Source organism: Bacillus sp. 5mfcol3.1, from assembly GCF_900114335.1.
GTDB classification, from domain to species: Bacteria; Bacillota; Bacilli; order Bacillales; family Bacillaceae_G; genus Bacillus_A; species Bacillus_A thuringiensis_S.
Window position 1 is genome coordinate 1,494,348 of the sequence record NZ_FOST01000001.1, and the last position, 25,741, is coordinate 1,520,088.

The following is a 25,741-nucleotide window of genomic DNA, read 5'->3' on the forward strand; positions in this document are numbered from 1 at the left end:
ACATGCATTATGATGGACGAAAGGAAGTTTTACTGTGATACATGATAGGCTTGGACAAACGGTATTAAGTTATCGTAAGAAAAATAATATGACAATTCGTGAATTCGCTGGTTATGCAGGGATTAGTACGTCGTTAATTAGCCAAATTGAAAGAGGACATGCTAATCCTTCTTTAAATGTTTTGGAATTAATTGCAAAAGCATTAAATGTACCGCTGTTTACACTTTTTATTAACGATATTGATACAGATTCACTCATTTCTAAGAAAAAAGATCGAAAAAAAGTATATCGGGAAAACAATGATCACATTGTATATGATGTATTAACACCTGATTTTATGAAAGCACGTATTGAAATGCTAATGATGGATTTAAATAAACAAGCAAACACAACAGAAAGCCATTATTCCCATGAAGATAAGGAAGAGATTGCTGTTATTATGAAAGGGGAAGTGTATGTGGAATTGGAGGGAAAAGAATATTTTTTAGAAGAAGGCGATGTTGTACGTATTCCACCGAATGTGAAGCATCGATTTTTGAATAAAAGTGATGAATCGAATCACATTTTATTTGTCCTGACACCATCTTTAGGATGAAAATATAGTGATTTTTATTAGGGGAGGAAGAAAATGGAAAACAATAGTATTTTAAAAGGCGGCCTTTCAATTATTTCTCAATGTAAAAAAGAAACAAATGATATTTGGCATGCGCATTTTGGAGCAGCTGCAATTGCTAGTTATTTTTTTATGAAAGATAATAATATTGATGAAGAAACAGCTCGTAATATGTATTCGCAAACAAGGATGATGCTAAGCAAGAAAAAAATTGGTGAGATGATTGATGATAAAAAAGAAATGAATTTTCAAATTGCGGAGAATATGATTATAAAATCTTTAGAACAAACGATTGATGAACTTCATTGGGTGGGGCATAACGTCATTTATGCGTCATTGAGTTTATTAGCTATGAAAGAGCTACAAAAATGGGGTGATAATCAAGCAATTGAAGGGATTACTACTCTTATTTTATCATTTCGAAAAACAATTCCAGGTAGATCGTGGATTGGTTATACGACGAAAGAAGTAAAACAATTAAGGTTTGAAGATGAGATACAAAGTGAATTGAGTAATCCAACACAAGTATCTCGATTCGTTTTAAATGAGTTATCGAAATTTAATAGTATTTATCGAGCGGAATCACATCATGATTTAATTGGGCATTTGCTTACATACTCCCACGCAATTAATATAATGTACGATTTAGGACATATAGATATATTTCAACGAGGGATACGTCCGCTGTTAAAACTAGTATACGTACTAAGAGCTAGCCAAAAGCTCAAGCTGAATACGGAAATAACTTTACACTCACCTATAGATCGATTACCTTTAATTCAATCTAAACGTGCAAATATTTTACCAACTGAAAATATATTTTGGATAAAAGACTATAGTGAATTCGATTGGGATTTTGGTCATGTATTTAAATTCTCATATAGTTATTTTAATCATATACAGAGAGCTCCAAATTATAAAGATATCACATTAGAAAAATTCCGTTATGTTATTAATTCTTAATGAACGTTAATGATCTGTAAAAGGAAGTTTAATCTAGTTTCTTTTTTGTTAGTAGTATATTATTTTTTCAAATATGTAAGATTTTACATGCGTATTTTACTTTTACTAATTATGTAAGTAGGCTATACTGAAATACATACATTTTATTTTTGGAGAGATGTAAAACGACATGGAACTAGCGAAATTGGAAAAAGTAATTGAAATAAAAAAAGAAGAACTTTTATATTTAGTATCGGATTATGGAATTCAACATGAAAAAGTATTGGCATTGAGTCAAGAACTAGACAAATTAATCAATTACTTTATGTTTTTAAAATAAAGAGAACTATGACGGGGTTTGTAAATGTTATAGTTCTTTTTTATTAGGTAATTTGAAAATATATTAAAATATATTGTCTAATTTCTTACAGAATGCGCAACTTGCTAGTCGAATATAAGGACTTTTGGTTATAATAAAAAGGAATTATTAATTGTATCGGTTAGGAGCGCAGCACATATGAAAACAGTTGTTGTTATCGGTGGAGGTATAACGGGACTTTCTACTATGTTTTATTTAGAAAAATTAAAAAAGGATTATAATATCGATTTAAATTTAATTCTTATTGAGAAAGAAGAGTATTTAGGTGGTAAAATCCATAGTGTGGAAGAAAAGGATTTCATTATGGAGTCAGGGGCGGATTCAATCGTTGCTCGTAATGAACACGTTATGCCACTTGTAAAAGATTTAAATTTAGAAAATGAAATGGTATATAATGAAACGGGTATTTCTTACATATATTCTGAAAACATGTTACATCCAATTCCTTCTGATACTATATTTGGGATACCGATGAGTGCCCGGTCGTTGTTTAGCAGTACGCTAGTCTCAACGAAGGGGAAAATCGTAGCTTTAAAAGATTTCATAACGAAAAATAAAGAGTTTACGAAAGATACATCACTTGCTCTATTTTTAGAAAGCTTTTTAGGGAAAGAGTTAGTGGAAAGACAAATTGCTCCTGTGCTTTCAGGCGTATATTCTGGTAAATTGAATGAGCTTACAATGGCATCTACATTACCGTATTTACTGGATTATAAAAATAAGTATGGAAGTATTATTAAAGGTTTTGAAGAGAATAAAAAACAATTTCAATCAGCAGGAAATAAAAAATTCGTATCATTTAAAGGTGGACTATCTACGATAATTAATCGCTTAGAAGAAGTGCTGACTGAAACTGTCGTAAAAAAAGGTGCTATAACGACGGCTGTAAGTAAACAAGAAGATCGATATGAGATTTCTTTTGCAAATCATGAAACAATACAAGCAGATTATGTTGTTTTAGCAGCTCCACATGATATAGCGCAAACTTTATTACAGTCTAATGAGTTAAATGAGCAGTTTAATACATTTAAAAACTCATCTCTTATTAGTATTTATTTAGGATTTGACATACTAGATGAACAACTACCAGCTGACGGTACGGGGTTTATTGTAACGGAAAACAGTGATTTACATTGTGATGCTTGTACATGGACAAGTCGAAAGTGGAAACATACATCGGGTAAACAAAAATTATTAGTTAGAATGTTTTATAAGAGTACCAATCCGGTATATGAAACAATCAAGGATTACAGTGAAGAAGAATTAGTACGAGTAGCTTTATATGATATTGAAAAGAGTCTCGGAATTAAAGGTGAACCAGAAGTAGTTGAAGTTACAAATTGGAAAGATTTAATGCCGAAATATCATTTAGAACATAATCAAGCGGTTCAAGCATTGCAAGAAAAAATGACAAATCTTTATCCAAATGTATATTTAGCTGGTGCCTCATATTACGGTGTTGGAATTGGTGCGTGTATTGGAAATGGAAAGAATATTGCCAATGAAATAATGGCTACATTAAATAAATAATACTGTAGAATAAATAAAAACTGTTCCTTCAGCAAAATGAAGGAACAGTTTTTATTTATTTTATTTTATTTGAATGGAAATTTTATTGTTTTTTACATTGTTTTCTTTTATTGTTAATGTTATTTCTCCAGATTCTTTAAATGAATACGGTGATAGTTGATAAATATCTTTTATATCATGTTTTTCTTGTAATTTACTTATCGGTATTAATACGATATTTGGCTTCCATGTTTCTTGTTTTCCTGAAGGATATTCTATAAGTATTACCGGATTTTTTAACTGCATTTTTTTCCAAGAGACGAAATATAGTTGAACTTCTGTATCTTTTTTTAATAATTCTTCGGAGAAATAACCGAATTCGCCTACATTACCGAAAACAGTGTAGTTTTGATTTTTTAATTTAATATCTAAATAACTAGGTTGATATGTTACTGCATGATAAGTTCCATATGAAAGTGAGAGTATGGCAGCGATTAAAATACCGATTGAAAATGTCTTAAAGCTATTGCCTTTAAAGTTAGTCATCATGAAAGAGTTTGGTGTGAATTTTTTTGCGAATAAAAAAATAAGTAATATGAGTAAGAGGGATAAGCCGATGAATATATACATAGGAAATTTACACCTCCACAATAAAATAATATATTAACTATATTTTACCATAAATGTATGGGGTAGGGTGGTTGTTTGGAAGGAGAAAATGAAGAAACAATTTTTTTACAGTTCTTGATAATTTGAAATTCGATTTATGGAAATTATAGCGTAATGTTTGAGTAGTAATCAGAAGGTATCCAATTCGTGTATATAGAATAAAGAGGGAATGCGTCATTAGAAATGTTTGATTTATGGAACAATAAGGACTTTAGTAATTATAAATATTTTTTCTGATATAATGAATGAGTAGAGAGAAAGGAGTGATCCTATGGCATTTCCTATATTAGAAACAGAACGCTTACGTTTAGTTGAAATAGAACAATCTTATTGTCAAAAAATATATGAAATCTTTTCATTGGATGAAGTAACGTGTTATTACGGTATGAATTCTTTTACGGAGTTTGGACAAGCTTCACGTATGATCGAATCTTTTTCGAAAAATTACTTTGAGAAAAAGGCAATACGATGGGGAATTGTGTTAAAAGAAACGAACGTTTTAATAGGAACAATTGGACTAAACAATTTACAATTATGGAGTAAACGATCTGAGATTGGATATGACCTGCATCCTCGTTATTGGGGAAATGGTTATGCGTCAGAAGCGGCTCGAGAAATTATTGATTATGGGTTTAAAGATTTGGGTTTGTTTAGAATTGGAGCTATTACATATCCTGAAAATGTTACTTCTTGTAGAATGTTATCTAAAATCGGCTTTCAAAAAGAAGGTCTATTGCGCGGATATATTCATCAAGGAAATAAGCAACACGATGCATTATTGTATTCTATAGTGCGAACTGATATTGAGGACATAAATTTATAATAAAAAAAACCTCTTAATTAAAAGAGGTTTTTTTTATTATAAATTAACCTAATTTAGGTAATAAACGTTCTCCGCTTTTCATGCTACTTTTACATAAAGGGCATTTAGGCTCTTCTTCAAATGAAAAGTTCTTTCTCATCCATCCTAAACAATCCTCTGATTCACATTCCCAAACAGGGGTTTGTTCTGGTGGTACTTCTGCTACATCGTTCTTTCGATTGCGATACATGTAACCACTCCTTTTATGTAAAAAATTTTAGTTATATATTAAAAAGGTTGTTAACCTTGCTGGTAACAACCTTTTTATTGTTTGAATTATAGCTTTACAACGTTTTTAGCTTGAGGTCCGCGGTTACCTTCTTCAACTTCGAAGCTAACTTCTTGACCTTCGTCAAGAGACTTGAAGCCGTCGCCAGTGATAGCTGAGAAGTGAACGAATACGTCGTTACCGTCTGCAACTTCGATGAAACCGAAACCTTTTTCGCTGTTAAACCATTTTACTTTACCTGTTAATGTCATGGTAATGCCTCCTAAAAGTAGAAAAATTACAATATGATCGGCCTTATTTGAATGAAAATAAAAGTTCACATATTATCAAAAACCCATAAGGAGTACAAAATGTCCCTGATTGATACTTGATAATATGCAAAGAAAATATAGTGTTAAATTGACCTTAATTACTATCTTACAACAAATGGTGGGAAATAGCAAGTGCTGGTAATACCACTGACTAATCTGGGTGATAATAGTAAAGGCACAAAGGCATCTCTTTTATTTATATATTATTCCTAATTTAAATTTATTCCAAACAAAAATCATTTATATGAAAAAATAAGTTTAAATAAAAGGCTAAATATTATTTTAATATTGCTGATGAGTACCATAATTAGGAGGATAGAATATTGCAAAATAAACAATTTAAAATAATTGAAGCAGCAAAAGAAGGAAGAAGAAAAGTTCATCCTGTTTTTGCTGTCATACTCGCGATTATATTTTTAACTTTAGGTGAATTATTTATGTTGTTTATGCTGATTTTACCGAAAGCAGAAACAACTTTTATGAAGGCGATTTATAGCGACATTGAGATGATATTAACGTTTGGCGGCGCAATATTTTTTGTGTTTTTATGGATTAGATTTGTAGAGAAAAGATCATTTTCATCCATTGGTTTTTGGGGGAATCAATGGATAAGAAAATATTTGAGAGGTGCATTAATAGGATTTGTTTTCATTTCAATACCAGTAATTTTACTCCTATTAGCAGGAGTTGTAACATTACAAATACAAAAAATTACAGTAACCGCTATATTGGGTATTGTAGGTTCTTTAGTCGCATTTTTAATACAAGGGGCAACAGAAGAAATTATTGTACGAGGTTGGTTATTCCCGGTTCTTTCTGTTAGAAGTCGTATATGGGTTGGGATTGTTGTGACGTCTTTCTTATTTGGTTTTCTTCATTTACTTAATCCAGGTATTACAATTCTTTCAATATCGAATATAATATTAGTTGGTGTATTTGCAGCTTTTTACGTTTTAAAAGACAGTAGTCTGTGGGGGATTTGCGCATGGCATTCCATTTGGAATTGGGCACAATATAACGTCTACGGTTTTGCAGTTAGCGGGATGACCATATATTCAACGCCGTTATTTAAACCTGCAACAAATGGCCCCGTATTCCTTCATGGAGGCACGTTTGGAATTGAAGGTAGTATCATTACAACAATCATGCTCGCTATTGCTTCAATTGTTTTATGGAGAAAGTTATGGGGAAGAAAAGTGAAACAACGAAATTTTAGTTAATGAAAGAGGGAGAAACTATGGGGATAATAGCATTTGAGGGAGCAAGCGCTGTTGGTAAAAGTACCACGTGCCGTGAATTAGAAAAGAATTATGGTGCTTATATAATACCTGAAGTGAATTCTTTATTTGAAAGGCCAAAAAATGAACATAGAACATGGTATTTTGAAAAACAAGTTGAGCGCTGGAATATAGCTGTTCAGAAGTCAGAGCAATATGAATTAGTAATACTCGATGGTGATATATTTCAGCCACTTAGTTATAATTGGTGTTTTCATTTTGATATATTTAATCAGCCATTATCTTTAATAGAAAATTTTTATAAAGAAAAGATGTTAAATAGGGAAATTGGTTTTCCGGATCAATATTTTTATTTATATACGAACGATGAAGAACTTAGAAAGCGGAAAGTATATGATGAAACGAAAAGAAGGAGAAACTTTGAAAAACATTTACATATATCAAAATCGTTTCAGCGTTATTATGAAAATTTAAATACTGTTACAGATGGGTATTGTAAATTAATTGAGGCGAAAAGTGTAAGAAATAATGAATTAGAAATAGTGAGAAACTCAAAAAATTTGAACGTGTGTGAAGAAAGACGTTTTGATGTTTCGAGGTTAGATGCTATTACGAAGTGGTTAAAAGAAAATCGTGCATAAAGTAAAAACAACGAGCGTTGTAGAACGCGCTCGTTGTTTTTTTTGCTTTTTTATAAATATAAAGGAAAAATTTGTAGAATACTTTCAATATTTAACAGAATAATCTTTCAATTTTAAAGAAAAAGAAATACAATATGAGAAAGTATATATAAATAATATGATAGGGGATGGGATGCGATATTTTAAATGAAGTAACAGTTTTTATATAAAAAATAATTAGGTAGTCAGAACAGAGATATTTGGGAGGAAACAAGCGCGATGAAAACACTATTTAAAATAATCGGTATTCTAGCTGGTATGGCGGTAATCGGAGTAGGTTTAACATATGGTATGCTGCATTATTTAAATAATAGTAAACCAGCTGCGAAAAAGGCATCACCAGCTGCTCCAGCAGTAGAAGTACTAGCTGATAGTAACGTAAAAGCAGAAGATGCAAAGCTTTTAGAAAATGGCAATTATTCATTGCCGAATAGTGGTTTTAATAAAAATTTTAAATGGACAGATGAGAACATACAGACAGCATTACATGAAATGGCACATCAAAAAGCGAAAGCTGATCAAAAGTGGGGTTATATTTTTATTACACAAGAGCGGATTGAAAGCTTAATTGATATTGTAAAGAGTAATGATCTTGTACAGGGAAGTACATATGTAGAAATTTTAGAACGATGGAAACAAGGGAAATATGAAAAGGTTGATGGGGATCACAATAAGATTTGGAAATTACAAAGTGGGAATTTAGGAGAAGGAAAAGGAGTAATGTCGGAAGCTGAGCAAAAAGAATTAATTAATCAAGTGTTTATGAACAAAGGTACATATTCAGGGAGTAAATTAATTGCAGGTGGCGGACAGACTAATAAATAATATACTAATTAATGTAAGAGAGTAATTGCTTATTAGGCAATTACTCTTTTTATATGTACTTCTTAATATCTTAATCTCGTTCAAGTAAGGAAAGAAACGACTGTAACACCGGGGAAATCCATCTGGATTTATGATAGATTACATGACTTTGAATAACGGATGGAGTTTCGATAGGCTGAAAACATAGTTGTTCTTTTTGACAACTTTCCTGTACAACGATATAAGGAAGAATTGAAATGCCTAACTCACACATGACGGATTGTTTAATGACTTCAACATTGGAAGTTTCAAATGTTTTAGCTGGAATATTTCCGCTTTGACGTAAAAAACGATCTACCATTGTCCTATAGCCGCAACTTTGTTCTGTAAAAATGAACTGAGTTTCCTGTAATAACTGGAATGGATTTGTATGTGCAGCGGAATAAGGTGGTAAAATCCATCCAAATGTTTCATTACTAAAAGTACGCGTAATAAAATCATTATGTTCTATACTTTCTCCAATTATGAAGACAACGTCTGTTTCTCCTTCACGTAATTTTTGTAATGCTTGTTCATTTGTGTTTGTTTCAAGTACGATATTTACTTTCGGATTTTTCTGTTTGTAAGTACGTAATAATTGTGGTAATCGGTATACCGCTAATGATTCATTAGATGTAATACTTAATGTACCTTCTAAATAATCTGTATTTTGGGGGATTTCTTGCGCTTTTTCATATATTGAAAGTAATTCTAATGCATAAGGATGAAATTGATGACCTGCTTTTGTAAGTAGCACTTTTTTCCCTAACCGATCGAAAAGAGGAATATGTAAATCGTTCTCTAAAGCTTTCATATGTGCTGTAACAGTAGATTGCGCATAACCTAGCGCGTGCGCAGCTTTAGAAAAATTACCATACTTCACAATGGCGCAAAATGTTTTAACATGTCTCATTTCCATAAGCGATCCCTCTTTTATTATCATGATTTGTGAATGATTATATCATGTATTTTAATTTTCCAAATGATTAAATTCTGTATAAAATGAAATTGTAGAAATATTCATTCAGGTGATATTGGAGGAGAAAAGATGATCAAAAAGGGCTATCATGTAGCTGTTGTTGGGGCTACAGGTGCGGTAGGGCAAAAAATTATTGAACTGTTAGAGAATGAAATGAAGTTTAATATAGTTGAAGTTACATTGCTTTCGTCAAAACGATCCGCTGGTAAGAAAGTAAGATTCAAAGGACGAGAGATAATTATACAAGAGGCAAAAACAACTAGCTTTGAAGGTGTAGATATTGCCTTTTTTAGCGCTGGGGGAGAAGTATCTAGACAATTTGTAACTCATGCAGTTTCTAGTGGTGCGATTGTAATTGATAACACAAGTGAGTACCGAATGGCACAAGGTGTACCGCTCGTTGTTCCGGAAGTGAATGCGCACACTTTAAAACAGCATAAAGGTATCATTGCAGTTCCAAATTGTTCAGCATTACAGATGGTAACAGCACTTCAGCCGATTCGAAAATCATTTGGTTTAGAAAGAATTATCGTTTCAACATATCAAGCTGTATCGGGTTCTGGCATTCATGCGATTCATGAATTACAAGAGCAGGCTAAGTCTATACTTGCAGGTGAAGAAGTGAAGAGTGATATATTACCGGTGAAAAAAGATAAAAAACATTATCCAATAGCATTTAATGTACTGCCTCAAGTAGATATATTTACAGACAATGATTTTACTTTTGAAGAAGTCAAAATGATTCAAGAAACGAAGAAAATATTAGAAGATGAAAACTTGAAAATGGCAGCTACTTGTGTACGTGTTCCAGTTGTATCGGGGCATTCAGAATCGGTTTATATAGAACTGGAAAAAGAAGCAAGCGTTGCGGAAATCAAGGGAATACTAATGGATGCACCAGGTGTTATTTTGCAGGATAACCCTAGTGAACAGCTGTATCCAATGCCATTATATGCAGAAGGGAAAATAGATACATTTGTCGGAAGAATACGTAAAGATCCTGATACGCCAAACGGATTCCACCTCTGGATTGTTTCCGATAACCTATTAAAAGGTGCGGCTTGGAATTCAGTTCAAATCGCAGAGACTTTAGTGGAAAAGGGGATACTTTAATATAGTTTAAAAAACTGGGGAATCGTTAATGACTCCCCAGTTTGTATTTCATAATTGTTTTCTTTATTTCGGCCGACTTTAATTAAAATTAGTCGTTATTGAATTTTTATAAATATCTACTTTATGTGCAGTGAAGCGTAAGGTTTTGGATTCTGCATGAATTGTAAGATTAATAATAATCGATAACGGCATTTCGACCGTTTTCACAATATCTTCTATAGCAATATACTCATTTTTTGCTTCCTTATAATAAACAACAGAACGAATTACGGCCTCGTCACCTTCAATATCAATTTCACACATCATAGGGAATTTTTTACCATTATGTAAGAATAATTCGCCTAGTACGATTGAACCGTTTAATTCTTCTGTAAAATTAGTAGTTGCCGCTGGTTTTACCCATGTTTCGTCATGTTCTTCGTTTTCCTCTTCATCTATTGCCCATTCCCAAATGGGGTTTTGTTTTAGGTCCTCAATAGTTAATTTATCAATTGGTTTGCAACTACTCATACATAAATTCTCCTTTTATTTTGATAAATAAGTTTTTTGATTTCATGAATTAGATGATTGCTTATAAGTGGGTTTAACAAAGTATTTTGCTCATTTGATATCCAAACTACTTTATTTTGAAATAAAGCTATTACAGCAATATTAACAAAACTTTAATTGTCTAGTAAATAATTATTAGTGGAGATATTAAAATGGGATGGTGTTAAAGAAAGATAGTAAAAAACATCAAGGATGAATGAAATTCATTTGGTACGATATGGATATATCCAATGTGAGGGGGAGTTTGATGTATCAAGTAAAGGGGTATTTTTCATCATTAAAAGGAAGTTATTATGAGATTGGAAAGCAACAAGGGGAATTCGTGAAACAAAATCCGTATCTCATCCCGCAATTTATACACGAAGAAAATGTAATATCTAATAACCATTGGACAGAATCGAGAAATATACTAAACAAACATTGTCCAGGCATAAATGAAGAAATTGAGGGGTTTTGTGAAGTGTTAAAAATCCCTTCAAAAAATATGATGTATTACTATCAAACACTATTGAAAGCAGGTTGTAGTCATTGTGCAGTATTACCTAAAAAGACCGATTTAGAGCACACATATGTATTAAGGAATTATGATTTGTCACCAGTAATAGATGATATGCGTTTTTGTTCAACTCATGTTGAAGGTGCGTATGCACATAGTGGCTTTTCTACTCAATATTTTGGCCGAACGGAAGGGATAAACGAGCATGGATTAGCTGTTACATTTTCATCATGTGGTCAACCAGTAGGAAATATTGCAGGTTTAAGAAAGCCAATGGTGAGTGGTTTACAATGTTTTGCGGTAATTCGATTGTTGTTGGAGAAATGTAAAAATGTGCAGGAAGCTAAGTTACTAATAGAAGAAATCCCAATTGCTAGTAATATTAATTTAATAATAGCTGATCCTTTAAATGCAGCATATATTGAAATATTTGACGGTCATAAATCCACAATAACGATTGATGGTGAAAAACAAGCTTTTATTGTATCAACAAACCATGCAGTTAGTTCATCAATTCAGAAATTAAATAATAGGAAATTAGAACAATCAACAAAGAGATATCACCTTTTACATGAGCATTTAAATAGATGTGAACAAGTAAGCATAGAGTCTTTAAAAAAGTTAGTAGAAGAAGAATATCCTGCTGGACTTACTGTGCATAACTATGAAGAATGGTTTGGAACTTTACATTCTGTATTATTCGATTTACATGATCGTACAATGAAGATTTGTTTCGGATCACCACTTTTAAACGACTGGTATTCATTGAAAGTTGGAGGAAGTATGCCGTTTTCTGAGGTGAACGTGAACTTTAAAAATAAAACTTATACTGACTTTTGGAAGGAAGATAAGAATGAATTGATACCTAAAAGATAAATGGGATAAGATGGTGATGTAAAGAGTGCATTTATACTGGAGGGATTATCAATACTAAAAGTTATGTTACCATTTGTTCTTATCTTTTTTCTTGTCATTGCGATGTATATTGCTTATCAAAAGAGAAAAAAGTCTGGGATAAAAGGATTGAAAAGTGCGGTAACTTCTATTTGCTTCTTTTCACTTGCAATCTTAAATATGTTTGCATATTGGTTTCATTTTGGCGGTGCTTTTACTTGGTTATTTTCAATTGTATTATTGCTAGTTGGTGCATATTTTACTAAATATATTCCAATATCTAAAAAGGTACATTAAAGTTTATAAGAGTTAAATATAATGTTTACTTTGTTTTGAAAAGAGATTATTCTACTAAATTGTTGTGAAACGGTTTCATAGGATAATCTCTTTTGTTTAGTTTTGGAAAGAACGTACTGTGATTTTTAGTTGCTCAATAAATTCTCGAGTTGCAGCACACATATATTTATCTTTTCTATAAATTAGCCCTATTTCAATTATTGGAGTAGGGTTTTCTATTTTAATAGCTTGAATGTTTTTATTTTGTAAAAAGTCTATATATGGTTTGGGTAACACTGTAATTCCCATTCCTTTGGAAACCATTTGGATTAAAGATTCCATCGTACTAATTTCTAAAATTGGCCTTGGTTTAAAGTTTAACTTTTGACAATGAGATGTAATTAGTTCGGTTAAAAAGAAATTTTTAGGTAAAAGAATTAAAGGGTAGTTCTGTAATTCAGCAATAGATACATGATTACGTTCAGCTAATCGATGACCAGCGGGCACGACCAATGTAAGATTGCTTTTGTATAGAGGGATGGAGATAATCTCTTTATCTTGCACCGGGAGAAATGTAATTCCAATATCTAGTTCGTTTTGTAATAATTTTTCACGAATATCTCCTGTACGAAGCCCTAATACAGAAAGCTCTATATTAGGATATAAATTATTAAAATTTAAAATAGCTGTTGGTAGTAAATAATTTACGACGGTTAACAAAGCCCCTATTGTTAAGGAACCTTGCTGTAATCCGTTTAGGTCTTGAATAGCTGAACGAGCTTGTTCGACTTCATGAAAAATGGTTTTACTATGTGATAATAAAATCTTCCCTGCTTCAGTTAATGATATTTTTTTACCAATTCGATCGAAAAGTGGCATTCCTACTTCATGCTCTAATGCACGTATTTGTTGACTTAGTGAAGGCTGTGAAATATTTAATTTTTCAGCTGCTTTTGTGAAATGTAATTCTTTTGAAACAGCTAAAAAGTATTCAAGTTGTCGTAATTCGATTGGAATCACCTCAAGTATAATGATAGGTTATACCTATCATTATTATATAAATAATTGAATTGAACAATGATTTTAGAGGTTTTATAATCATCTTTATGTAACAGAGAGGGTTGTAAAAATTAATCGAGAGAAAATACATGTAACACCTTTAAAGGAGGAAATAGAATGGCTAATGAATATCAATTATTATCTTTAAATATAGGATTACCAAAAGAGGTTATATACGGCGGAAAAGTAATTCATACAGGCATAAATAAGAAACAAGTAAAGGAACCGGTATATTTATCCTTTGTAAAATTTAATGGAGATGGACAGGCGGACTTAGTTCATCATGGAGGAGTAGATAAAGCAGTTTGTGTTTATACTGGTGATCACTATCCATACTGGGAAAAAGAATTGAATCAAGATCTTGTATATGGGGCTTTCGGAGAAAATATAACAGTTAGTGGTATGCGCGAAGAGGATGTTTGTATTGGTGATACGTTTGAGCTCGGAGAGGCAATCGTACAGGTAACACAACCAAGGCAACCTTGTTTTAAATTAGCAAAAAAATATAATATTCCAAAGTTACCACTATATTTTCAAGAAACAGGATATACAGGATTTTATTTTCGTGTATTAAAAGAAGGATGGGTATCATCAGTCGATACATTAAAAAGTCTACAGTCTGATCCGAAAGGTGTTTCAATAGCGTTTGCTAATCGTATCATGCATAAGGAAAAACAAAATATTGAAGGGGTAAAAAGAATATTAGAAGTAAATGCACTTTCAAGTAGTTGGAGAAAGTCTTTTGAAAAGCGTATAAGTGGAGAAGAAATTAATACGAAGGAAAGACTTGAAGGGATAAAAGAATAAAAATATTTTATTATAAATAGTGTATTTCTATTAGTAAAAGCTAATTAGAAGGCGCTATTTTTATATAATAAACTAATTAATATCCAGAAATCTTAATATTGTTTTATTCGACTTATTTTCAAATAGTCAAAACATAAAATTAATTAGACTTTTTTTTTATGTTTTATGATAGTATATTGATTGGTAAGACCTCTATTTTTAAGAGTAGGTCATATAAGTATATCTAATTTAATGGAATTTAACATTTGGAGGTACAACATGGGGAATGTTGAAAAATTGGCAAGTATTCTAATAGAAGAACCGAAAAGAGAGCAGTTATTTCCTTTATTTGAAGAAGTGTTTGGAATTAAAACTCAAACATTGAATGATTTTTCGGATAAAGGATATTGGGATGATACATATAAAGCTTTATCGTTTTTACAAGAAGATAAAGTGATTGCAAATGTTGCGGCATTTTCACTCCCATTATTAATTAATGGTGAAAAAATAAATGCGGCGGGTATTCAATCAGTAATGACACACCCTAATTTCCGTAGACAAGGGTTAATGACACAATTAATGGATAAAATGATAGAAGAAATCGATAAGAAATGTGAATGTGCATTATTGTTTACGGAAAACCCTGAACTATATACAGCATTTGGATTTAAAGTTGTGCAGGAATATTTGATGACTATACCATATGATAAAAATATTAATAATAACGATTCACTACTTAAAAAGTTAGATTACTATAATATAGAGAATAGACAGTTAATACATGAAACTATTGATAGTAGCCAAAGACTTTCAAATAGTTTTTCAACTTTAAACTTCCATCCTTCATTTTATTTGAATATGTATGATTCGGAATGGAATGAGAAATTGTATTATTCAGAGAAACTAGATGCTCTAATCGTTTATGAAGTAGAAAATGAAAAGTTGAAATTATTTGGAGTATTTGCGCCAGTACTTCCGGTTTTAGATGAATTATGTGGAGAAATCAATGAAAGGTTTACGGAAATCGAATTTTATTTTTCTCCGGATCAATTAGGGGTTGAGGATGTACAGTTTACAGAAGTACAGTCTAGCAAGTATTTAATGGTTCGAAGTGATAAAGAGTTAGATTTTAAAGGTTATAAATTCCCAGTATTAGCGGAGTTTTAAATGTCTATATAAATGCTTTATTATGGAGGAGCTATGAATATATCGTATATACCAGAACATATTGAGCAACTCACTATAATGAATGTACCTGAATACTATAAAATTAATGATAATCATGCGTTTATTGTCCGTTCGAAAGCAGAAACTGATTTTTGGCTTAAAACACATTATGGTTTTGAAGTAATGAATGGTCATGTATTTTATAATGAGATGATGACAGACTTTCAAGCTGAAGTTCAGTTACGTATGAATCCAAATTCAAAATTCGATCAAGCAGGTCTTTTTGTTATGATTTCGGAGAACTGTTGGCTAAAAACATCTTTAGAATATATCCCTGAAGGGCCATCTCACTTAGGTGCTGTCGTAACGAATAATGGATATTCTGACTGGTCAACGCAAAATTATCCAACTGAAGCAGCTAAGCAACAACTTCGTTTTCGAATTATTCGAAAAAGCGGTGATTACACAATATATGTGAAAAAGGGCCATCAATGGGAACAAATAAGAATCGCTCATTTAATGGAGGATATAGGGAAGGAGCCTGTTAAAATAGGTTTTTACACGTGTAGTCCTTCTAAAAATAAGGGATTTGAGACTGAGTTTTTACATTTTACAATTGAAGAAATATAGATGAAAAACCGTATTCTTTTCATTAAGAATACGGTTTTTGTATTTATATAATATAAAGCACATTTATTGACTACAAAGTCATTAATACTTATCATTTAATAATGTTAAATATTAATTTACATAATATAATAGAAGTAATAAAGAAATTACAAAATATATAGCTTAAATAAGGAGGGATATGAATTATTCAGTGGTAATTTCATGGGAAAAGGAGATTATGTATGAAATCATTTCGTAAGTTATTACAGTATTTAAAACCATACATGTTCTTCGCTATTATTGGGCCGCTATTTATGGTACTTGAGGTTGCGATGGACTTAATTCAACCGACTATTATGCAACATATCATTGATGTTGGGATTGCAAATCGGGATTTAAATTATGTAATAAAAATGGGGCTTCTTATGATAGGAGCAGCAGCACTCGGTTTAGTTGGAGGGCTTGGGTGTATGATGTATTCTACAAAAGCAGCTGTTAATTTCGCTACAGACATACGAAAAGATGTGTTTGCGAAAATAGAAACATTTTCTAGTAATAATCGGGACTCATTTGGAACAGGTAAATTATTAACGATCGTGACAAATGATATCACTTCCATTCAATCGGCAATGACGATGACATTACGTGTTCTCGTTCGTGGTCCACTGTTATTTATCGGAAGTATAATTATTGTTTTTGTAACAGCGCGAGAGTTATTTCCAATATTACTTGTAGTTGTTCCGATTTTATTACTTGCGATTATTTTAATTGCAAGTAAAGCAAGTGGTACATTTAAAAAGGTGCAAGAGGCATTAGACAAAGTGAATACAAAGCTACAAGAAAATTTATCTGGTGTGCGTGTTATAAAAGCGTATGTAAGACAAAAATACGAAATCGCTCAATTTGGAAATGTAAATACAAATTTAACGAAGATAAATATTCGAGCTGTGCAACTTATTTCTTTAATGATGCCAATCATTATGCTAGTTGTAAGTGGCGGGATTGTCGCAACATTATGGATTGGTGGAGAAAAAGTATTCGATGGAACGCTTCAAGTAGGAGCGATTTTGGCATTTATTAATTACTTGAATATCATTTTAATGTCACTTATGTCGATTAGCATGGTATTTATTCAAATCGCGCGAGCTTTTCCATCTGCGGATCGTGTACAGCAAGTGTTAAATACCGAGGTTGATATTATAAGCGAAGCGTATGCGATCGAACCTGAGAAAATTGAAGGAAATATCGAATTTAAAAATGTTAGTTATAGCTATACGAAAAATAATGAATACGTTTTAAAAGATATTTCGTTTAGCATACAAAAAGGTGAAAAAGTAGGGATTATTGGATCAACTGGAAGTGGTAAATCTACCTTAGCGAAACTGTTACCACGTCTATATGATGTGGATCATGGTGAAATATGTATAGATGGAATAGATGTTAAAAAATATGATTTGCAAAAACTCCGTGCTTCAATAGGGTTTGTACCTCAGAAGGCGTTGTTGTTCTCAGGCAGTATAGAAGAAAATTTACGTTATGGTAAAGAAGATGCAACACATGACGAGCTGGAAGTAGCAGCTGCATCAGCTTGTGCGACTGAGTTTATCAATAAGCTGGAAGAATCTTATCAATATAATTTAACACAAGGCGCGACAAATCTATCAGGTGGACAAAAACAACGTGTATCAATTGCAAGGGCACTTGTGAGAAAGCCACCGATTCTCATATTAGATGATTCTACATCAGCAGTTGATGCAAAATCAGAGGCTAATATTCAAATAGCTTTAAAAACAAAATATACAGGCACAACAACTTTATTAATTGCGTCTAAAATTTCTTCCATAATGGATGCGGATAAAATACTTGTATTAGATAATGGTGAATTAGTTGGCAATGGTACACATGAACAATTGTTAGAACAAAGTGAGGTTTATCAGGAAATTTATCTTTCCCAAGGTGGTAATTTAGATAAAGAAGGTGGGGAAGAACATGCGTAATTTTCAAGGGCAATTTGCTAATAAAGGTGGACGAAACACCCCAAAGATGGGAAAAGCTAAAAATGCTCAAGGAACTGTAATGCGGGTATGGAACTATATGGGCTATCAAAAAGCTGCTCTTATGTTTGTTATATTTCTAGTCGTTGTTACTACATTACTTGGATTATTAGGTCCCTATTTTATGGGAGTCATTATAGATCAATATATTGTACCGAAAGATTTAAGTGGTACAGCAAGAATGTGTATGTTACTTATCGCGATTTATGGTGTAACTGTACTTTTAACATGGTTACAAACGTTTGTCATGATTAACGTTGCATTAAAAACAATTCAAAAAATACGACAAGATATTTTTGAGAAAATCCAAACGCTTTCTTTACGGTTCTTTGATGTGCGTTCTCAAGGTGATTTAATGAGCCGTGTGACAAATGATATAGATAATTTGAATCAAGCTTTGACACAAAGCGTTGTACAAATTATTTCATCAGCATTAACTTTTATAGGTGTAACGATTGCAATGTTCGCCTTAAATTGGATTTTAGCAATTGTAACTTTAATTACAGTACCTATTATGTTTTACGTTACAAAAAAACTAGTTGCATATAGTGGTAAAAACTTTGCGAAGCGTCAAAAAGATTTAGGTGAATTAAATGGATTTATTGAGGAAGCAATTACAGGTGCGGATGTTACAACGTTGTACGGAAAAGAAAAAGAAACTGTACAAAATTTCAATAAAATTAATGAACAGCTAAGAGTTTCAGCTACGAAGGCTGATACATTTTCAGCTTTTATTTTTCCAAGTATGAACTTTATTAATAATTTAGGTATGGGCCTTGTCATTGGGACTGGATCAGTTATGGTCTTAAACGGAATGACAACAGTAGGAGTTATTGCGGCTTTTATTAATTATTCTCGTCAATTCTCAAGACCGCTAAGTCAATTTGCGACTTTAATGAATACAATTCAAGCGGCAGTTGCTGGTGGAGAACGTGTTTTTGAAATTATGGATGAGGTACCAGAAATTCAAAATAAAAAAGACGCATTCGTTGTACAAAATTTACAAGGGCATGTTGCACTTGAGAATGTTTCATTTGGCTACGCAGAAAATAAAACGATTTTAAAAGAAGTGAGTCTTAAAGCGCAGCCAGGAGAGACAATTGCTTTAGTTGGTCCGACTGGATCAGGGAAAACAACAATCATTAATTTGTTAACTCGCTTTTACGATATACAGCAAGGACAAATTCATATTGATGGAAAAGATATAAAAGATTATGATATTAATTCTTTACGAAGTAAAATAGGAGTAGTTTTACAGGATACGTATTTATTTGCTGGTTCGATTATGGATAATATCCGTTATGGACGCTTAGATGCTACTGATGAAGAAGTTATCACTGCAGCTAAGGCAGCATCTGCACATTCTTTTATTAAGCATTTGCCAAATCAATATGAAACAGAAATTGCTTCAGAAGGATCGAATTTAAGTCAAGGGCAAAAACAACTTCTAGCGATTGCACGAGCAATTTTAGCAGATGCAGATATATTAATTCTCGATGAAGCGACATCAAATATTGATACAAGAACAGAATTACAAATACAAGCAGGACTAAATAATTTAATGAGAGGTCGCACAAGTTTTGTGATCGCTCATCGACTTAAAACAATTGAAAAAGCAGATCAAATTCTTGTTATAAAAGATGGAAATATTTTAGAAAGAGGGAATCATGAATCTCTCATGGAAGATAGAGGGTTTTATTTTGATTTGTATACGAGTCAGTTTAAAATATAGTAAAAGCATTGATATGTTGCGGTTTCTCTTGAGAGGAGAAACCGCATTTTTTATATTTACAAATATTACTATCCAAATGGTCTTTCACTACATATTTTAACAGCATCCACCTGCATTCCAGGCAAAACATGTGAATAGCGATTTAATGTTATGAACATATCTTTATAACTGAAGTGTTCACTTACAGTCTTTGGATGTATACCTTGTTTCAAAAGTAGCGTGGCATGTGTATAATAACGTAAATCATAAAATCGAACTTTAAAAATCGGAGTTTAAATAAAAAGAGCGCTGTTAAAAGCGCTCTGAGACAAACCATACATTTAGAGAGGAATCAAGATAATATATGGATATTGTGTGAGAATGTTGTAGGTTTTAATTAAAAATAAAGCACACATATAAGTGTGCTTTTATGAACGCTTTAGATTTGTATGACTATATAGTCATACAATAAAATATGCTTGTTTAATATAAATGTGTGTCAAATCTATAAAAAGATATTGTGTATAAGGAACAATAAATGTTAATTAGCTAAGTCTTTTGTTTTTATCCTGCTATTTGCCGGACAGTAAGACCCCCACCTTAAAATTCAGCGGAAGCAAAGAAGTTAGGTGAGGGCTGATTAAAGTTTCACTTTATTAACGAATTTGCACAACTGTTAACGCTGCAGAACGAATATCTACTGTACCTATTACTTCAACGGGGACAATTTGAATTAAATCACCAGGGTTTAAGTTAATTAGAATGACCCCACTTGATACATCGACTTCACCAGTTCCAATAATATTAGAACGGACTGCGGATCCGGATCCTGCAATAATATTAGTCGATGAATTTAATGTCAAGAAAAAGCGAGCTGCTTCCGGGGCTAATGGAACGTTATCAAGGCTAATCGTTAATGTATAGCTAATTTGATAAATACCAGCTACCTGAATTTTAATACCAGTTCCAGTACTAATTGTATCATTAATTACAGGGACAGTAATGTTAGGATTTGGGCCTGTACTAGGTAATAGTAGTGGTGTAAATAATGTTGCAAATTGAGGTGAAGTAGCATTGAAGGCAAAACCTAGGGCAGGTAGTGAACTAGGTGCTTGTGCTTCACAATTAAAATTAGCGAATTTACAAATGGATGAGCGCATATTTTCACTCCTTTCTTGTATTTAGATTTCGTGAGTATTAACTTCACATTTTGGACAAGCATAATACAATATATGAAAATTTATAGTAGATAGTGCACAAGCATTACTATTACGGATAAAGCTATGAATAATAATAAATACTATATGGAAAAAGCAGTTAGCTAATTTAACTAACTGCTTAGTCGGTTCTCCAAGAGCAAATAGGCGAAAAATTATTGCGCTATATAAAAGATCGCTATAGATAAGTGCTCTTTTTGAGAGTGAGTATAAAATTCTATCATTCTATCTAGTATGTGCACTGTATTATGTAGTTGCTACTAAAATTGATGTGAATTTTTAAAATTAGAGGTTTCTTTCAATGAAACCTCTAAAAAGAAAACTAAATTTACGTTATAGTAAATTCAATTGCGATAGGAGTGCCTCCATCTAGGACTGCTCCTCCTACAATAGTAGCAGCTGTAGTAGTTACACCAGTAATAGTATCACCTGTTTGAATAACACCATTAATATAAAGTGTTAAAAAGGCATAAGAAGCAGGGAATGTTGTTACAGCACCAGTGTCATCAGTGAAGTCTGTGTTAGCAAAAGTTAAATCTGCACCAGCAGCAGTTCCTGTTGCGGCTGTACTTACAAATCGTCTTCCAGCTATAAAAGGTTTAACGATAGGCATTTATGTTCACCCCTTTTTGAAAATTAACTCGGACAAGTGTTTTGAAAGTTTTGTCCTGTATCGTATAATATGCTGTGCTTCTACTAAGAGATACGGCTTGTATACTAGTAAATAAGTATAATTATTATGCGTTTTATAAGTTAGGTTCTTATAAGTAATTAAGTGGTTAAGGTTGGATTTTGTATATGGTATGTTTATGTAAAAAAAAGAGAGCGCTTTTAGAAAGAGCTCTTAATCAAATTATTATCTTAGTGTTGGAGGGAGACTGGCGGCCTCAGTGACAGATGGTAAAAATAATTTCCGTGGTATTGTAATAAATTCAAGCGCAATTTGCTTTGGATAAAAAAGTATTTGAGTTAAATCTAGAGCATGTATTAATAGTATCATGAAGCTTGTAAGAATGATAAAACTACCCCAAAAGAAACTTTTTGAAGTGTTGCGAAAATCTTTTATTAAAGAAAAGAATGAAAAAAATGCGGTAACAATGAGAATGAAAAATTTATACTTATCAGCCATTGTAATCCTCCTAAAGCACAGTAATTTATATTATACCGTATTTTTCAATATTATTATAAAAAGATTTTAAAGTGAATAATAAAAAAATAAAGCCATAACTTAAAACATTAGTTTAGGTTCTATTGTTTGAATTCTTTGTTTTAGAAGGTATATAATCTGAATTTGAAAATTTTCCAAATGAATTACCATTTTTTATTTCTGATCCAACATCAAGTGCTTAATGAAATGGTATGAAAGATTATAGGCTAGTGATACGAGATTAAATAAGAGGAATTTGCGTGCTGCAAGAGTTCTAGCTCAGATTTCTACTAGAGAAAAGTATTTAGTTGGAGTTGGTATGTTAATAAAAAACGGATAGATGTCGAAACTAAATATTCATGACATTAAGGACAAAGATCAGGAAATATAATTTGGTATTCTGGGAATAACCGGAGATCCGTAGTTAAGGTTGCATAGTATTTGTATTTTTTTTCTAATTTTTCAATTGTTGTTAAGTGATGAGAACCTAATCCACGTCGTACACTATGTTGAGAAAGAGTCGGCCCAATTTGTAATTTTCGTTTTTTCATTGGATCGTTCCATGGACTGTAAAAAAATTTAAAAATAAAAGCAGGTTCCATGTAAATGCTATAAGGATAATGCGAACCATGTCTCCCGACTCTATAGTTCCCGTGCGAATTATTGTGAATTAATCTACCGTTAAGATATAGTTGATTTGGATTAGGTTGAATTATTATGCCGTGATAACGTTGTTTAACAAGCGGAGAACTATATCTTGGATTAGTGTAGCCATAAGTCGGTTCATCAATCATCATAATCATTCTTATTGAAAACATATTGCCGCCCATAGTGCTAAGTGATTTAAAAAATTGTTCTTTATTATAACAGCACAGGAATTCTGTCGTATTCAATACCATTTTCCATCCTGGAATTTCTCTTTCAATTTCCATAACTTCTTGATCAACTAAATAAGCATCAAATTCGAGTGATTTTGAGTTTCGTATTTCCCAATTAGGAGCGAATGTTTTACAGATTTCAACTGAACGATCAGTGGATCCACGATTAATAAGAATGCCATGATCAAATAGCTTTGTATGGTGCATTAACCACCATGGAAGTAAATATTCTTCATTGTAAAAATGAGAAATTAAAGTAGTCTTAATCAAAATCACCTCCGTATTTAACCTGCTTCTTATTTAATATGATATGGAAGGAAACCTATTGTTAGAAGGTTTCCTCTTAAAAGTTTTAAACCACATAGGGTATGTGGATGGATTAGTATATAAAGTAGTCTGATTGATAAAGAGTGGTATTAAAAAGTACAAAATCTAAAATGAGCATCGAATTAGTGTATAACGATTGAAACGGCACTGAAAACTAATAAAACAGCCATAATCATGTTGAATAATTGGTTATGTTTTACTAATAATTTTTGGAATATTGAACCAAATAAACTCCAACTAAATGTACTCAGTAAACCGACTATACCTAGAAATAATGAGAAAAGCAGAAAACTTGAATATGAATTGTAGTAGGGGAGTATAAAAGTAGAGACTACTGTGAGTCCGAATAATATTCCTTTTGGATTAACAAATTGAATGAAAATACCCACTGTAAATAAGTTTTTATTATTTTTTTCATTGTGATCTGCACCGCCTTTACTAGTAATTATTTTAAAGGCTAAATATAGCATATACGCGACACCTAAAATTTTTAAAGGAAATTCAATTAAAGGGATAATATTAATTAATACAATATTTAAAAAACTACATAAAGAAGTGAGGATGAAAAAACCAAAAGCTACTCCGAAGCAAAAGTTTATGCTTCTCTTTAATCCATGTTGATTTGCGTATGTCATAGCTAAGAAATTGTTGGGACCAGGTGTGAAGCTACTTATAAATACAAATAACAAAAAAGAAAATATAGGCATTTCAAAACCCCCTATTTTTTGTGTGTTATAATGACCAAAAAGAACAATATAACGTGTGCTTTTTATTATACATAACGGTCGTTATATTGTATACAGTGTAGGAGTGTTTTTTATGGAAGAAATTCAACTTATTCTGGCAAAAAATTTAAAATCAATACGTGAAAAAGAAAAATTAAGTTTAGAAAAGGTCTCTCAATTAACAGGTGTAAGTAAAACAATGATTGGACAGATAGAAAGAGGAGATTCAAGCCCGACACTAACAACAATATGGAAAATTGCTAATGGTTTGAAAGTATCATTTACCTCTTTAATTAATAATCCACAGCCTGATACGAAAGTAGTTTTACGAAATGATGTTCAAGTATTGTCTGAAGACAATGGGAGATATAAGGTGTATCCCTCATTTCCTTTCCAAGATGATAGGAATTTTGAAATCTATATGGTTGAAATTGATACAGAAGGGAAATTAAGTTCAGAAGCGCATAAAGAAGGAACAGAAGAGTTTATAACGGTATTTGAAGGGAAATTGACAATTGACATAAATGATTGTCAATATACGTTAAATAATGGAGACTCAATTCGCTTTAAGGCGGATAGACCGCATACTTATACTAATTCAGGAAGAACATTAACTCGGTTAAGTATGACTATTTATTATCCAGCTTTATAAGCTGGCAATAATATAAAGAGTAAAAGTAAATATGTATTGTTAAAACCATCTATAAGAGATGGTTTTATTTTTTGAATATAAAAAAAGACACTCAATTGAGTGTCAATATAGTATTGCTCTCGCGTATAGGATTGGAGATGTTCCTCAAATACATATTGAGATGGTCTGTAAAGAAGAAACAATCTTCATCTTTAATGTAACATCGACATGGGTGAAGTGTAAATTGATAATATATATACGGAAAATTTAGTATAGATGTTTTCTACTATGGATATAGTAAAATTTATTTTTATTACTTAATCACTATCGTAATATTTATCAATTGAGTATTTAGATTGTTATTATAAAAAGAATGAATCATTTTTTTAATCAATTCGTATAATTGTAAGAGAGGCACCTGTTGATCCGCCTCCAACTAAATTCACGACGGATAATATACCAAATAATTGTAGTGAGATTGTATTACCAGCATTTAAATTAGTAATTAAGTTATTACTATAATTTGAAGTGGATAAAGTGGGAGAAAAAATAGAGCCAGGAATTGGCGTAGAAGCGTTTAATAGTAGTCTAGTTCCAGCAAGTAGAGCGGTTGTCGTATTAACTTGATAGGTTAAATGATATCTTCCAGTTACAGGAATTGTAAATACGTCATTTGAAGCGTTAACTGTAAAATTACCGAGACTTTGGTTATTTGCAAGTGGAATGTTTGTTCCTCCTAATACGACTGAAACAGAACCACCTGATGTATTATTAGCGAACATAGAGTTTGTTGTAACGATTGAACCAGTACTCCCGGTAGGTCCAGTACTCCCGGTAGGTCCAGTACT

At 31.9% G+C, this 25,741-nt stretch carries 29 protein-coding genes; 17 read left to right on the forward strand and 12 right to left on the reverse strand.

Annotated features, from left to right (window positions below; all coding sequences use genetic code 11):
- The first annotated feature begins 34 nt into the window (after nt 1-34).
- The 4 genes from BM089_RS07780 (at nt 35) to BM089_RS07795 (ending at nt 3,464) form a co-directional block, all read left to right on the forward strand.
- Nucleotides 35-595 carry a helix-turn-helix domain-containing protein gene (locus BM089_RS07780; RefSeq protein ID WP_090976525.1) on the forward strand — a complete coding sequence of 187 codons (561 nt, stop codon included), beginning with the start codon at nt 35-37 and terminating at the stop codon, nt 593-595.
- A 33-nt stretch (nt 596-628) separates the two neighbouring features.
- On the forward strand, nt 629-1,576 hold the full coding sequence (locus tag BM089_RS07785; RefSeq protein WP_090976527.1) for a hypothetical protein: 948 nt from the start codon (nt 629-631) through the stop codon (nt 1,574-1,576).
- A 169-nt stretch (nt 1,577-1,745) separates the two neighbouring features.
- A complete protein-coding gene (locus BM089_RS07790; protein WP_000417698.1) occupies nt 1,746-1,895 on the forward strand; it encodes an aspartyl-phosphate phosphatase Spo0E family protein in 150 nt (49 codons plus the stop codon).
- Nucleotides 1,896-2,072: 177 nt separating this feature from the next.
- On the forward strand, nt 2,073-3,464 hold the full coding sequence (locus BM089_RS07795) for a protoporphyrinogen oxidase (protein ID WP_061661081.1): 1,392 nt from the start codon (nt 2,073-2,075) through the stop codon (nt 3,462-3,464).
- A gap of 60 nt (nt 3,465-3,524) precedes the next feature.
- Here BM089_RS07795 and BM089_RS07800 read toward each other — a convergent pair whose 3' ends face one another.
- Entirely contained in the window at nt 3,525-4,073 is a 549-nt protein-coding gene (locus BM089_RS07800) for a hypothetical protein (RefSeq protein WP_000275232.1), read from the reverse strand.
- A gap of 310 nt (nt 4,074-4,383) precedes the next feature.
- On the opposite strand from BM089_RS07800, the gene BM089_RS07805 reads away from it, so the two are divergent.
- On the forward strand, nt 4,384-4,935 hold the full coding sequence (locus BM089_RS07805) for a GNAT family N-acetyltransferase (RefSeq protein WP_000885398.1): 552 nt from the start codon (nt 4,384-4,386) through the stop codon (nt 4,933-4,935).
- 43 nt (nt 4,936-4,978) lie between these two features.
- Here BM089_RS07805 and BM089_RS07810 read toward each other — a convergent pair whose 3' ends face one another.
- A complete protein-coding gene (locus BM089_RS07810) occupies nt 4,979-5,164 on the reverse strand; it encodes a cold-shock protein (protein ID WP_000286203.1) in 186 nt (61 codons plus the stop codon).
- 86 nt (nt 5,165-5,250) lie between these two features.
- Nucleotides 5,251-5,454, reverse strand: a complete 204-nt coding sequence (gene cspD, locus BM089_RS07815) for a cold-shock protein CspD (RefSeq protein WP_000176366.1) — start codon at nt 5,452-5,454, stop codon at nt 5,251-5,253.
- 383 nt (nt 5,455-5,837) lie between these two features.
- Between cspD and BM089_RS07820 the strand changes: the two genes are divergently transcribed.
- The 3 genes from BM089_RS07820 (at nt 5,838) to BM089_RS07830 (ending at nt 8,257) form a co-directional block, all read left to right on the forward strand.
- On the forward strand, nt 5,838-6,734 hold the full coding sequence (locus BM089_RS07820) for a CPBP family intramembrane glutamic endopeptidase (RefSeq protein WP_090976529.1): 897 nt from the start codon (nt 5,838-5,840) through the stop codon (nt 6,732-6,734).
- Nucleotides 6,734-7,393 carry a DEAD/DEAH box helicase family protein gene (locus tag BM089_RS07825; RefSeq protein WP_139213228.1) on the forward strand — a complete coding sequence of 220 codons (660 nt, stop codon included), beginning with the start codon at nt 6,734-6,736 and terminating at the stop codon, nt 7,391-7,393. Before BM089_RS07820 ends, BM089_RS07825 begins: the two co-directional genes overlap by 1 nt.
- 258 nt (nt 7,394-7,651) lie before the next feature.
- Entirely contained in the window at nt 7,652-8,257 is a 606-nt protein-coding gene (locus BM089_RS07830; RefSeq protein ID WP_053564524.1) for a PRK06770 family protein, read from the forward strand.
- Nucleotides 8,258-8,327: 70 nt separating this feature from the next.
- Here BM089_RS07830 and BM089_RS07835 read toward each other — a convergent pair whose 3' ends face one another.
- On the reverse strand, nt 8,328-9,194 hold the full coding sequence (locus tag BM089_RS07835) for a LysR family transcriptional regulator (protein ID WP_090976533.1): 867 nt from the start codon (nt 9,192-9,194) through the stop codon (nt 8,328-8,330).
- A 129-nt stretch (nt 9,195-9,323) separates the two neighbouring features.
- On the opposite strand from BM089_RS07835, the gene BM089_RS07840 reads away from it, so the two are divergent.
- A complete protein-coding gene (locus tag BM089_RS07840) occupies nt 9,324-10,367 on the forward strand; it encodes an aspartate-semialdehyde dehydrogenase (protein ID WP_000591708.1) in 1,044 nt (347 codons plus the stop codon).
- A gap of 78 nt (nt 10,368-10,445) precedes the next feature.
- Here BM089_RS07840 and BM089_RS07845 read toward each other — a convergent pair whose 3' ends face one another.
- A complete protein-coding gene (locus BM089_RS07845) occupies nt 10,446-10,877 on the reverse strand; it encodes a hypothetical protein (RefSeq protein WP_090976537.1) in 432 nt (143 codons plus the stop codon).
- A 286-nt stretch (nt 10,878-11,163) separates the two neighbouring features.
- Between BM089_RS07845 and BM089_RS07850 the strand changes: the two genes are divergently transcribed.
- Both BM089_RS07850 and BM089_RS07855 read left to right on the forward strand, forming a co-directional pair.
- Nucleotides 11,164-12,288 (forward strand): C45 family autoproteolytic acyltransferase/hydrolase, encoded by a 1,125-nt coding sequence (locus tag BM089_RS07850; RefSeq protein ID WP_090976539.1) that lies wholly within the window; start codon nt 11,164-11,166, stop codon nt 12,286-12,288.
- Between the two features lie 63 nt (nt 12,289-12,351).
- Nucleotides 12,352-12,603 carry a hypothetical protein gene (locus BM089_RS07855; protein WP_000936604.1) on the forward strand — a complete coding sequence of 84 codons (252 nt, stop codon included), beginning with the start codon at nt 12,352-12,354 and terminating at the stop codon, nt 12,601-12,603.
- Between the two features lie 96 nt (nt 12,604-12,699).
- On the opposite strand, the gene BM089_RS07860 is transcribed toward BM089_RS07855, so the two are convergent.
- A complete protein-coding gene (locus tag BM089_RS07860; protein WP_090976541.1) occupies nt 12,700-13,602 on the reverse strand; it encodes a LysR family transcriptional regulator in 903 nt (300 codons plus the stop codon).
- Nucleotides 13,603-13,758: 156 nt separating this feature from the next.
- Between BM089_RS07860 and BM089_RS07865 the strand changes: the two genes are divergently transcribed.
- From BM089_RS07865 to BM089_RS07885, 5 genes are all read left to right on the forward strand, one after another.
- Nucleotides 13,759-14,448: an MOSC domain-containing protein gene (locus BM089_RS07865; protein ID WP_001262982.1), complete on the forward strand. Its 690-nt coding sequence runs from the start codon at nt 13,759-13,761 to the stop codon at nt 14,446-14,448.
- Nucleotides 14,449-14,706: 258 nt separating this feature from the next.
- Nucleotides 14,707-15,594 (forward strand): GNAT family N-acetyltransferase, encoded by an 888-nt coding sequence (locus tag BM089_RS07870; protein WP_090976543.1) that lies wholly within the window; start codon nt 14,707-14,709, stop codon nt 15,592-15,594.
- Nucleotides 15,595-15,627: 33 nt separating this feature from the next.
- Entirely contained in the window at nt 15,628-16,224 is a 597-nt protein-coding gene (locus tag BM089_RS07875) for a DUF1349 domain-containing protein (protein ID WP_090976545.1), read from the forward strand.
- A gap of 221 nt (nt 16,225-16,445) precedes the next feature.
- On the forward strand, nt 16,446-18,200 hold the full coding sequence (locus BM089_RS07880; protein ID WP_090976546.1) for an ABC transporter ATP-binding protein: 1,755 nt from the start codon (nt 16,446-16,448) through the stop codon (nt 18,198-18,200).
- Entirely contained in the window at nt 18,193-19,989 is a 1,797-nt protein-coding gene (locus tag BM089_RS07885) for an ABC transporter ATP-binding protein (protein ID WP_016081661.1), read from the forward strand. Before BM089_RS07880 ends, BM089_RS07885 begins: the two co-directional genes overlap by 8 nt.
- Before the next feature lie 635 nt (nt 19,990-20,624).
- Here the strand turns inward: BM089_RS07885 and exsF are convergent.
- The 5 genes from exsF to BM089_RS07915 form a co-directional block, all read right to left on the reverse strand.
- Nucleotides 20,625-21,128 (reverse strand): exosporium protein ExsF, encoded by a 504-nt coding sequence (gene exsF, locus BM089_RS07895; RefSeq protein ID WP_090976548.1) that lies wholly within the window; start codon nt 21,126-21,128, stop codon nt 20,625-20,627.
- A 385-nt stretch (nt 21,129-21,513) separates the two neighbouring features.
- The gene (locus BM089_RS07900; protein WP_001123247.1) at nt 21,514-21,798 is read right to left on the reverse strand and encodes a DUF4183 domain-containing protein; all 285 of its coding nucleotides are present in this window, start codon (nt 21,796-21,798) and stop codon (nt 21,514-21,516) included.
- 243 nt (nt 21,799-22,041) lie between these two features.
- Nucleotides 22,042-22,314: a hypothetical protein gene (locus tag BM089_RS07905; protein ID WP_000774116.1), complete on the reverse strand. Its 273-nt coding sequence runs from the start codon at nt 22,312-22,314 to the stop codon at nt 22,042-22,044.
- Nucleotides 22,315-22,697: 383 nt separating this feature from the next.
- Complete coding sequence (locus BM089_RS07910; protein WP_000598282.1) at nt 22,698-23,480, reverse strand: glycosyltransferase family 2 protein; 783 nt, start codon at nt 23,478-23,480, stop codon at nt 22,698-22,700.
- A gap of 179 nt (nt 23,481-23,659) precedes the next feature.
- Nucleotides 23,660-24,244, reverse strand: a complete 585-nt coding sequence (locus tag BM089_RS07915; RefSeq protein WP_090976550.1) for a LysE family transporter — start codon at nt 24,242-24,244, stop codon at nt 23,660-23,662.
- Between the two features lie 55 nt (nt 24,245-24,299).
- Here BM089_RS07915 and BM089_RS07920 point away from each other — a divergent pair, with 55 nt between their 5' ends.
- The gene (locus tag BM089_RS07920; RefSeq protein WP_130813712.1) at nt 24,300-24,914 is read left to right on the forward strand and encodes a helix-turn-helix domain-containing protein; all 615 of its coding nucleotides are present in this window, start codon (nt 24,300-24,302) and stop codon (nt 24,912-24,914) included.
- A 365-nt stretch (nt 24,915-25,279) separates the two neighbouring features.
- Here BM089_RS07920 and BM089_RS31005 read toward each other — a convergent pair.
- A partial coding sequence (locus tag BM089_RS31005) for a BclA C-terminal domain-containing protein (RefSeq protein WP_254791354.1) occupies nt 25,280-25,741 on the reverse strand: 462 nt, incomplete at its 5' end.